This window comes from Neobacillus sp. NRS-1170, from assembly GCF_050468025.1.
In genome coordinates this window covers 48,339-58,573 of record NZ_JBITPF010000028.1, presented here as the reverse complement: position 1 = coordinate 58,573, position 10,235 = coordinate 48,339, and the positions used below count along the sequence as shown (strand labels likewise).

The window sequence follows — 10,235 nt, the reverse complement described above, 5'->3', positions numbered from 1 at the left end:
ACTTGACGGGGTGCAGTTCATAATCCCCTGTCGCGTTTTTTATTCCTAATTAGTTATTTTCTCCAGCACTACTTCTGTATTTGTTAGTTAATATTAGTTATCAAGAATCTTTGGACAGTCCTCAGACTACCTAATCCAAACCCCGTTCTTATCAAAGTGGTAGGATATGCGGCCGATGGTTAAAGTGCCTGTTGCCATGACGCCGTTACTGTTGAAGTAGTACCAGACATTGCCGATTTTCAACCATCCGACTTGCATCACACCGCTGCTCTTAAAGTAATACCAATTCATTCCACTCTTCAACCAGGCCGTCTTCATGGCTCCATTATCAGCGAAGAAGTACCACACCGAACCAGCTTTCATCCAGCCAGTGGCCATCACGCCGTTGCCATTAAAGAAGTACCACACCGAGCCAACCTTCAACCAGCCAGTCACCATCGCACCACTGCTGTTCATGAAATACCACTTCGATCCGTCCTTTACCCAACCGGTTTGCATCGCACCCGTGCTATCAGCAAAATACCAGGTCGAACCGACCTTATACCAGCCAACCTTCTTCTGGAAGGTCGTAGTGTCGTAATAAACCCATTTACCATTTTCCTTAACCCAGCCTGATTTCGGCTTTGGTGGTTCTGGATTTACTACTTTTGAATTAACATACAATCTTCCTTCAGTCATCATGGTCATTTCATTTCCATTATTATCCTCAACTATAACCTCTATCTGTCCGCCGTTTAATACAATGTCCTTTGCCTTTGGAACAAACCATTGTCCAACATAATGACCTGTACCTTTTCCTGCTGCATCTAGCTCCTCTATCATTGGCATTTCAATGGCAGAACCAGTTGTGGTTTGTATAGCCTTAGTCTCATTTACATTACCTATAGGTGAAATAATTCTAAATACTGCTTTCTTTAATTCTGATTCTGAATCAAATTCAACCTTAACTACATCATCAAAATTTAATTTTAAATCTTGATCTGGTTTCAAATTAGTAATACCTGTTATTGAATATTTTACATTTACAGTTACGCTCTTAACTGTTTCATTTCCTGCCTTGTCTCTAGCAACAACATTTATTTCATTTTTCCCTTCCTTGGACATAAGCTTTACTGTCCAATTTCCATTTGAATCTATGTCTGCCCTTGTTCCATTAACATCAACATAATCTAAATAATCATCTTTGGCTGTTCCTGTTACAGTTATAACTTGATCATTTATATTTGTGTTATTTTGTGGGCTTGTAATTTCTAAAACTGGAGCTGTCTTGTCTACTATAACCTTTATTTCCTTCGAATAAGGAGTAGATCCGATTTCTGTAATAGTTTTCGCCTTTAGAGTATTAACTCCCTCTTGAAGTACAGCATTAATTGAGAAGCTTCCATCAGCAGTTGCCTTTCCATTTGCTATATCTTCATCATTTCTAAATATATGAACGTCCATTCCTGGAGCTGCCATACCTTTTATTGTTACGTTTTCATTATTAAAATATGAGTTGTCCAATGATAAGACTATAACTGGAGATAGTGCTTCTAGCTTAACTGTTGATCTAATCATCATGTTACCAAAATCTTTATTTGCTAAAGTGAATTCACCATTTAAAAACTGCCATGATCTTTGTGCTGCTATTGAATTTTTATCCAACATAATTGCTGGACTTTGAGGACCCATCTTATCCTGTATTAAAACCATATAATAATCGCCTGTTACAACTATTTGTTGTGCGGATAAATCAACGACTGACCATTTCCCTGCCTCTTTAATATCAGTACCATTGAATGGCCCTGCTATCATTTTTCCAGGTGCGCCATCCTTTCCACTTGCATCATAAACTGCCACCTTAAATGTTTTAGCATTTGGTCCTGGCCATTTTGGATCAAACCTAAATAATCCAGAGGTTACTATTGCTGATGTCTCTCCCTCCGGAAGTGACATTCTTACTGCATAGCCATCTCCTGCATTCCATTGAGACACTGAATATTCTCCTGTTCCATCATCATAGCCTATCTCTCCTGAGAAATTTATAAATGGTTTTAGCTGAATATCATGTGAGACATTTTCATTACCAGTAATATCTACAGTAAATTTCTCATCAAAATAGTTCTCTGCTGTAACCTGTACGGTATATTTACCTTCATATGCAGTTATTGAGTAATTACCCTCTGCATCAGTTGTAACTGGTGCTACTGCTGCATCTTCAATTACGTAAACTTTAGCGCCTTTCACAGGTTTTCCAGTTTGGGCATTAATGATTTTACCTTTTAATGTTCCCTTAGGTATTGGAACCATTGTAAAGTTTGCATTTTCAAGAACTTGGTTTTCTGTTACTTGAACCTTCTGATCCTGTGCATAATATCCATAGGTTTCAGCTCTTAATGTATACTCTCCTGCTTTAACCTGAAAACTATACGAGCCGTCTGCTGGATTTGTTTTTGTTGAACGACCATTTTCAACAATAGATACTGTAGCTGGTAATGGTATATTAGCAATTGTATCTACAGAATTTATTATTTGTTCTTTTGGGCTGTTGCTTAAAGATGATGTGCCACCTGATGCTGCAAATAGGTTTGTTAATCCATTCATCAGTTCTTTAGGGATGTTGTTTAAAGCTGATGTGCTGCCTGATGCTGCAGATTTGTTTGTTAATTTAACATCATCTATAAACCATCCCTGATGATTATTTGAGTCATTAGACCACAATAAAAATGCGATATCTATTTTCTTTCCTGCATATTGGCTTAAATCTATTTCTTCATTTGAATATCCATCTGTCGTAGTGCCTACATATGATGCTGCTAAATCAAAATTCTCAGCGCCGTCAGGTCGAACCATAACAAATCCACGATCATTTTCTCCTATATCATACCAATTTTTAAACTGTAAATAAGCCTTCCCTTCCGGCAGGACAATAGCAGGCATTTTTGATAGCATAACTTGATTTCCTGAATACGTTCCTTCAAGATTAGTAGCTAAAACCTTTTCTCCCGAGGCTGCTGCCTTAGGTCCTGTTGTTGGTTTTCCCCACTTCAATTGGTCCGGCACTTGGGAATCGCCTTCCCATCCTGTCATTTCCGTTTCAAAATCATTAAAGTATCCTATTGTAATTGCAGGTTTAACAATTATTGAATAGATATCACTTGTAACCTCGTTTTTTCCAAAGTCAATTATTCTCCATCTGTAAGATAGATTTGATCCTACTACTACTCTATCAGCTGGAATTACAGCTTGATAGCTTCCAGACTTGTAGTCCCCACTCTTCTTTTCAGCTACAACTGTTGTCCACTCATCTGCTGAATTTTTATATTGAAGCTCAACTGTCTCAATCTTTACATTATCCTGTACATCTATTTTTAATTTTTGTTCCAATCCTTGGTATGTCTCTGTAACAGGTATATGGTTAAATGTTGGTGGCTCTGTATCCTCGGCTTCTTTTGAAACTTGGCCTTTAATCTCAGACATTCCTGGTATAACTGATGTTACTGCCTTAAATGCATTTATAACACCATATCCATATCCACTGTTAGGAGTTTCAGGATATTGAGCGTTAGTACAAGGAGTTGCTGTATTCTTTATTATTCTTTCAATATCGTCAACTTTTAAAGATGAATTAGCCTGTAGAAGTAATGCTACAAGTCCCGATGTATGTGGAGTTGCCATCGAGGTTCCATTCCACCCACCCTCATATTCACTTCCTGGAACTGAAGATCTTATATTAACTCCAGGTGCTGAAATATCTGGCTTAATTATTCCACCATATGGTGATGGTCCCCTTAATGAGAAGCTGCCTAAATTGTTGTTTATATCAGTTGCTCCTACTGTAAAGGCTTCTGGATAATTTCCAGGATTAGCAACTGATCCTGGCCCACCAGAATTGTAAGGGGTTGTATTTCCTGCTGCAAATACTGGGACTATATTTGCTGCTCTCCAGTTTCTTATAATAGTTCTATACCAATCATCTACTCCAGGACTGCCTCCCCATGAGTTATTAATAACATTAGGAGCCATTTCTGGATGTGGTACTCCATTTCTATCCTTAGGTGCAAGCATCCATTCACCGGCTGCTATTAAATCAGCATCAGCTCCGCCATCTTCTGTAAATGCCTTAGCAGCTATCCACTTTGCTCCTGGCGCAACACCTATCTTATTTGTTCCATTTGGTTCTGAACCAACCATAGTACCGACTGTATGGGTTCCATGACCGAGATCATCGTAGGGTACTGAACCGTGAGTTTCAGTTGCATCAAACCAATTGAATTCATGATTTGGATTATATGGATTATTTGGGTCATATCCTCTATATTTTGTCTTTAATGCAGGGTGATCCCACTGAACTCCTGTATCTATGCTACCAACGACTATCCCTGTTCCATCTATTCCCAAGGTCCAAACGTCAGGCGCCCCAATTTTTTTAAGACTCCATTCTACATTATCAACCGCTTGAATAGCAGCTCCAGTAGTTTTTTCAGGCTCGATTAACTTTGTAATTCCATTAGGTTTTATACTTTCAACCTCAGGCATAGCTGCTATGTTTTTCATAACTTCCTCTGTTGCTTTAACTGCCATACCATTTACTATGTAAAACGATTTAATATCCTTTACATTTCCGTTATTTTTTTCTTTTTCTAAATACTTCTTCAAATTACTCTGTGATGAATCTGCTTTAATTCTTAATTCAGAAACGATTGATGAACGAACTACTAACTCTTTTTTTACATTTGATAGTTGCTTATTCTTAGCCTTAGCTTCATTAGCAACCTTGACTGTATCTACCTGATCCTTAAATTTAACTAGAAAGGTATTTTGAGACTTGTTGGCAAATTCTTTTTTAAGTTCTGGACTTATTTTATTTTCTATTATTTCTTTAGATTCCCGGTTATAGCTTGTCTCAATATTGTCCTTTGCATAAGCCTTAACATAATTTCCAGCTGGTACAGCAAATGAACTTATGGTAAGTATGAAAGCTATCGATAATGCAAGCCATTTTTTGTAGATTTTTATCATGTTGTACCTCCATATTTAGATTGAATTTACCTAACTAATCCTTTTCACTCCTTTGAGATAATTGAATTCGTTTTTCCTATTTCTGTTTTCAACTCTACTTTTTTTGTTTCTGATAAATCTTTATATTTTATACTTTTTTCAATAGAATAGGAGATTGCTGGATCTCCTTCTACCTCAACGATAACACGGACTTTGTCGTGTTCTTTTAGTTCTGTCGGTACTACCGCAGTCTCTTGATCTGAGCTGTCTCGTCTAATCAGTTCATTAGGTTTTACCGATTCTACTTTTACAGTTTATACACTTGCATCACCTGCAAAAGTCGCTGAACCTGAAATGGTTAATAATGATGCCAACCCTATCGCTATGAACTTTTTCAATTTTTGACGTTTCTTCAATCGCCTCTCCCCTTCTCTTTATTTTTTGGCAATAAAAAAAAATGCCCCCCCCTACAAATAACTCAAAACATTTCCCATACTGATCATGAGTCTTTTTTATAGTAATAGTATCAGTATGTCTAAGATTTAGAGATTCATTGCAAGTGCTTTGAAGTTCTAGCACCACAATGAAAAATTAATATAAGTTGCTTTTAGTTCGTGTTCTTGGCTGCTGCAGCTTATATTAAAAATATTTTAAATTTTTATGAATTTTTTGTAAAATTACGAAATGTTATGGTAACCATAACATTATTTTATTGATATTCAGCACTATACTAATATGCACCAGTCCAAAAAATCTGGTTATGGTCTACAGATATAAAAAAAAGAATAAAGCGTATTTATTCTCTAGAGGAATCGCATCTTATACTACAACTAAACAATCGATGGAAAACATACTAAAAAGCCAAGGCTTTTTTCAAGAATCGCTTGACTGATTTGCGATCTCTCGCCTTCATGGCTCGGGACTTTCACCCTAGGGACTACACCCATGCCGGGCGCACAAAAAAACAGCAGTGCAAATTAAATTGCACTGCTGTTTGAGGAACCTCTTCATACCCTACTCGAATGCTCCCTAGTATCTTCAATTATGGACTACAGTCTTACTATCTCTAGATTTTTCAACAACTACGCCATCAAATGCAGCTTTATAAATGGTATAGATATCTTCTTTTAATAAAGGCATTGGACTGCGAGCTAAAATACGTTTTTGCTCAACCGCATCATTCGTTAAACTTTCAAGTGCATCCTCAACAATGTTAAATCCTTTTAAAGAAGAAGGAATATTTACATCTTCTACTAATCGTTTTAATTCGGCTACACATCTATATGATGCTTCCTCTTGTGAAAGATTCGCAGAACTAAAGCCCATTGCATCGTAGATATCTTTCATCCGTTTTTCACAACTTTGGCGAATATAGCCAAATACATATGGAAGCAATACGGCATTTGAGTCACCGTGTGCAATGTGAAATTGGCCTCCGAGAGGGTAAGCTAATGCGTGAACACCAGCAACCCCGGCATTGAAGAAAGCAAGACCTGCAAGGTAACTTCCATAGCTCATATCAGTACGAGCTTGTTTGTCTTGACCGTTCGATACAGCTGTACGAATCGAGTTGCTGATTAGGCGGATCGCTTGCAAGGCTAACGCATCAGATACAACACTCGCATTTTTAGAAATATAAGCTTCTACCGCATGTGTAAGTGCATCAACGCCTGTTGCAGCTGTTACTTTTGGAGGTAATGAAATGGTTAAAGCAGGATCCACAATTGCCACATCAGCTAATAAGTAGTCATGCGCTACAACATCTTTAGTCGTTTCCAGGGATAAAACGGAAATATTCGTGACCTCAGAACCCGTCCCTGAAGTTGTAGGAATTAGGATTTTAGGAAGACCTTTGTTCGTAATCTTTTTCGAACCTGTTAAGTTTAAGTAGTCTTCTACCTTCCCTCCATGTGAAGCCAATACCCCTGCAAGCTTCGTTAAATCCAATGCACTTCCTCCACCCACTCCAATGACCATGTCGAATTGATTTTCACGGGTGTAAGCCACCAATTTTTCTCCGATAGCTAGCGGGGGCTCTGGAACAACATCTGTATAAATTTCTGTTACATAACCTGCTTCTTCAAGGGGATCTACAACTTTATTTGTCAATCCAATGTCTTTAAGGAACGGGTCGGTTATGACAAGAATCTTTTTCACATCAAAGCGTTTTACTTCATCTAAAAGGTGAGCAAGAGAATCCCATCCAGTATAACTAAGTGGTGTAAAGGTAATTTTTTCGGACAATTCTGGTCACTCCTTAATTTTGATTCCAAACGACAAGTTTTGTTTCAGTCATTTCATGGATTGCATATTTTAAACCTTCTTTACCCGTGCCGCTTTCTTTTACTCCTCCGTACGGCATTTGGTCTACACGGTAAGTTGGAATATCGTTGATCATGACACCGCCAACTTCAAACTCTTTTGAAGCTTTGAATGCTGTTTGAATGTCATTTGTGAAGATTCCTGCTTGCAGGCCATAATTGGAATCATTAATGGCTGCAATCCCTTCTTCAACAGAAGAAATACGATTGACAACTACAATCGGTGCAAAAACTTCCTGGCAAGATACTTTTAGAGTGGCGTCCACGTTTGTTAAGATGGTTGGCAAGAAGACTCCATTTTCAATTTCGCCGCCTGTTACGATTTCAGCACCGTTCTGGGAAGCTTCTTGTACCCAGCTAAGTGCCCTTTCTTGTTCATCGGGATTGATCATGGCAGAAATATCAGTTGTTTCTGCAAGCGGGCTGCCCATGACTAACTGCTTCGCTGCAGCAGTAAATTGTTCAATAAATTCATCAAATAATTCATCCATTACATAGGTACGTTGCAATGAGATACAAACCTGACCTTGGTTTGAAAAAGCTCCAGCAACACATTTAGGAACGATTTTGGACAAATCAACATTTTTATCGATAATTACCCCAGCATTCGAACCCAGTTCAAGAGCCACTTTTTTCAAGCCAGCTTTGTTGCGGATCCCGATACCAACAGAGGGACTGCCAGTGAATGTGATCATTTTTACTTTGTCACTGGTAACCAATGTATCACCCACGGTTCTGCCACTACCCGTAATTACGTTAAAGGCACCTTTAGGCAATGCCGTTTGATCAATTAATTCAGCTAAAAACAGGGCTGAAAGAGGTGTTTGTGACGCAGGCTTAAGGACGATTGTATTACCGGCTGCAATCGCAGGCCCCACTTTATGTGCAACCAGGTTTTGCGGGAAGTTAAATGGAGTAATCGCCCCAATGACTCCAAGTGGCAGCTCGATCGTGTAACCGAAGCGATTGGCACCATTTTTCGCTGCATCCATTGGAATCATTTCCCCAGTCAATCGTTTGGCTTCTTCAGCCGCAAATTTATAGGTTTCAATCGTACGATCTATTTCTCCTAATGCGAATTTCATCGGTTTTGCTGCTTCTAACGAGATAATTTCAGCGGCCTTTTGTCGATTTTCAATGAATAGTTGTGCAATATGTTCTAAAATCGCTGCACGCTCATAGGCAGTCAGTTCTTCCATTTGTTTTCTTGTGTTGTAGGCGATGTCAATTGCTTGGTTTACTTCCTCACGTGTTGCTTGTGGAATTTGAGCGATTACTTCTTTAGAGTATGGGGAGTGGAGATCTGCAAATTTCTCTGCAGTCTTCCAATCACCGTTTACGTAATACTGCTTTTTCATTTAACTTACCTCTTTCATTTCTTCTTTTTTAGATGAATCCAAGGAATCTTTGACGAATGTAGCATCCACTTCTCCTTTGAAGAAGTCTTTACCATAAATTAAGAAGCAAAGCAGGATTCCAACTGCAAATGCCCATGAAGCACCTTTGATGACAAGGAGGGCAGCCACAATTCCAGCTATTCCTAAATCACGCTGGCTCCGTGCCTGCATGATCCCAATCCGGACACTTACATAACCTTGGACAAGCAATGTCAAAGCTAAAGCTACACCTAGAATCGGCTGAACTAAGCTGACGATTGGCAATAATAAAAGGGCTGTATTTGTACCCCAACGGAAAGATCCAATTCCCCCAAAAAAGGAATTCATCGCTTTTTTTCCTTCTTTATAGCGTTCAATGGCGACCACCTGCATCGCAGCCCACATTGGACCACACATGGTAATATCAGGACCAATCATACTCATCAATGTGTTTCTGCCCCCAAAAATTAAATGGGCCCGGTTTGGATTGTAATCCACTTTTTCATCGGTTCTAACTACATCGGATTCAGAAAGCAATGCTTTCGTTTTAAGAACATCACCGAATACCACTAGATACGTAGCCAGCACGGCAGGGATTGCCTTTAGAAAAAAGGCGAACGCTGGAAATCCTAATCCGAAAACAGTGTACTCCGCAAACAGGGTCGCAAAATCTGGTTTACTAAATCCCCATTGAATATCAGGCCAGTTTGCTTCTCCAAATAGCGGGGCAACAATTACTGCGAGAAAAATTGCCGGAAGAATGCCAAGATTACCTAATAGAGTGAATAAAAATCCATTATTATTTTTTCTAATGCGTTCAAATGACTTTGAAAAAGTAAGGAAAAAGGCAAATCCTATACAAATCGAAATGGTGAACGGGAATTTTTCAAATTGTCCGCCTGCTCCAAAAACGGAAGTGACTGCTCCAATACCAGCCCCAAGTATGATTCCTGTTTTAATTGCATTTGGAATCATATGGACAACTTTACTTGCTAAGCCGGTAACACCTAGAATGATGGATAAAATACCTAATGTTAACTGAAAGGCGACGAGTGCATAAACCCGATCTGGCCCCTCATCAAATTGAGTAACAAACAAGACAATAAGCGGAATCGCTGGTGTAATCCATCCTGGAATAACGGGATCACCCAATATATGGTGAAGCAAATAAAACAGCCCGTTCAATACAACAACCGCTAAAGCAACCTCAAATGGCATGTGTAAATGTTGGCCTAATAGAGTAATAGCCCCCAAGTCAACCGCACACATTAATAGACCTTGAACATAATCTGGCCATTCAAACCGGTAATGAATAAAGGGCAGCCTAATCTTAAAAGGCCCCGCTGGCATGAATGGTGATTCATCCCCATGACGACGATTTTTCCATTTCATAAATCATTTCTCCCCCTTTTGGTTGTAACCCCTTTCAAATCTCTGTGAAAATACTACCCCTTTTGTATATCCGCTTATGAATACGTAACCATTTTTGAGAAAACTACATTCATTCTTTCAACCTTTCCTCCTTAGTGAAAGGTTGAAAGAATTTTAGGTTATGAAC

General features: G+C 38.8%; 4 protein-coding genes. All 4 read right to left on the bottom strand.

Annotation, left to right across the window (positions count from 1 at the left end; all coding sequences use genetic code 11):
• Positions 1 to 126: 126 nt before the first annotated feature.
• Positions 127 to 5,001: a S8 family serine peptidase gene (locus ACIFOT_RS13375; RefSeq protein WP_430065206.1), complete on the bottom strand. Its 4,875-nt coding sequence runs from the start codon at positions 4,999 to 5,001 to the stop codon at positions 127 to 129.
• 1,017 nt (positions 5,002 to 6,018) lie between these two features.
• Complete coding sequence (locus ACIFOT_RS13370; RefSeq protein ID WP_430065204.1) at positions 6,019 to 7,224, bottom strand: iron-containing alcohol dehydrogenase; 1,206 nt, start codon at positions 7,222 to 7,224, stop codon at positions 6,019 to 6,021.
• A gap of 13 nt (positions 7,225 to 7,237) precedes the next feature.
• Positions 7,238 to 8,659 (bottom strand): aldehyde dehydrogenase family protein, encoded by a 1,422-nt coding sequence (locus ACIFOT_RS13365; protein ID WP_430065202.1) that lies wholly within the window; start codon positions 8,657 to 8,659, stop codon positions 7,238 to 7,240.
• Positions 8,660 to 10,069: a hypothetical protein gene (locus tag ACIFOT_RS13360; protein WP_430065200.1), complete on the bottom strand. Its 1,410-nt coding sequence runs from the start codon at positions 10,067 to 10,069 to the stop codon at positions 8,660 to 8,662. It lies immediately after the preceding gene.
• Positions 10,070 to 10,235: the final 166 nt, after the last annotated feature.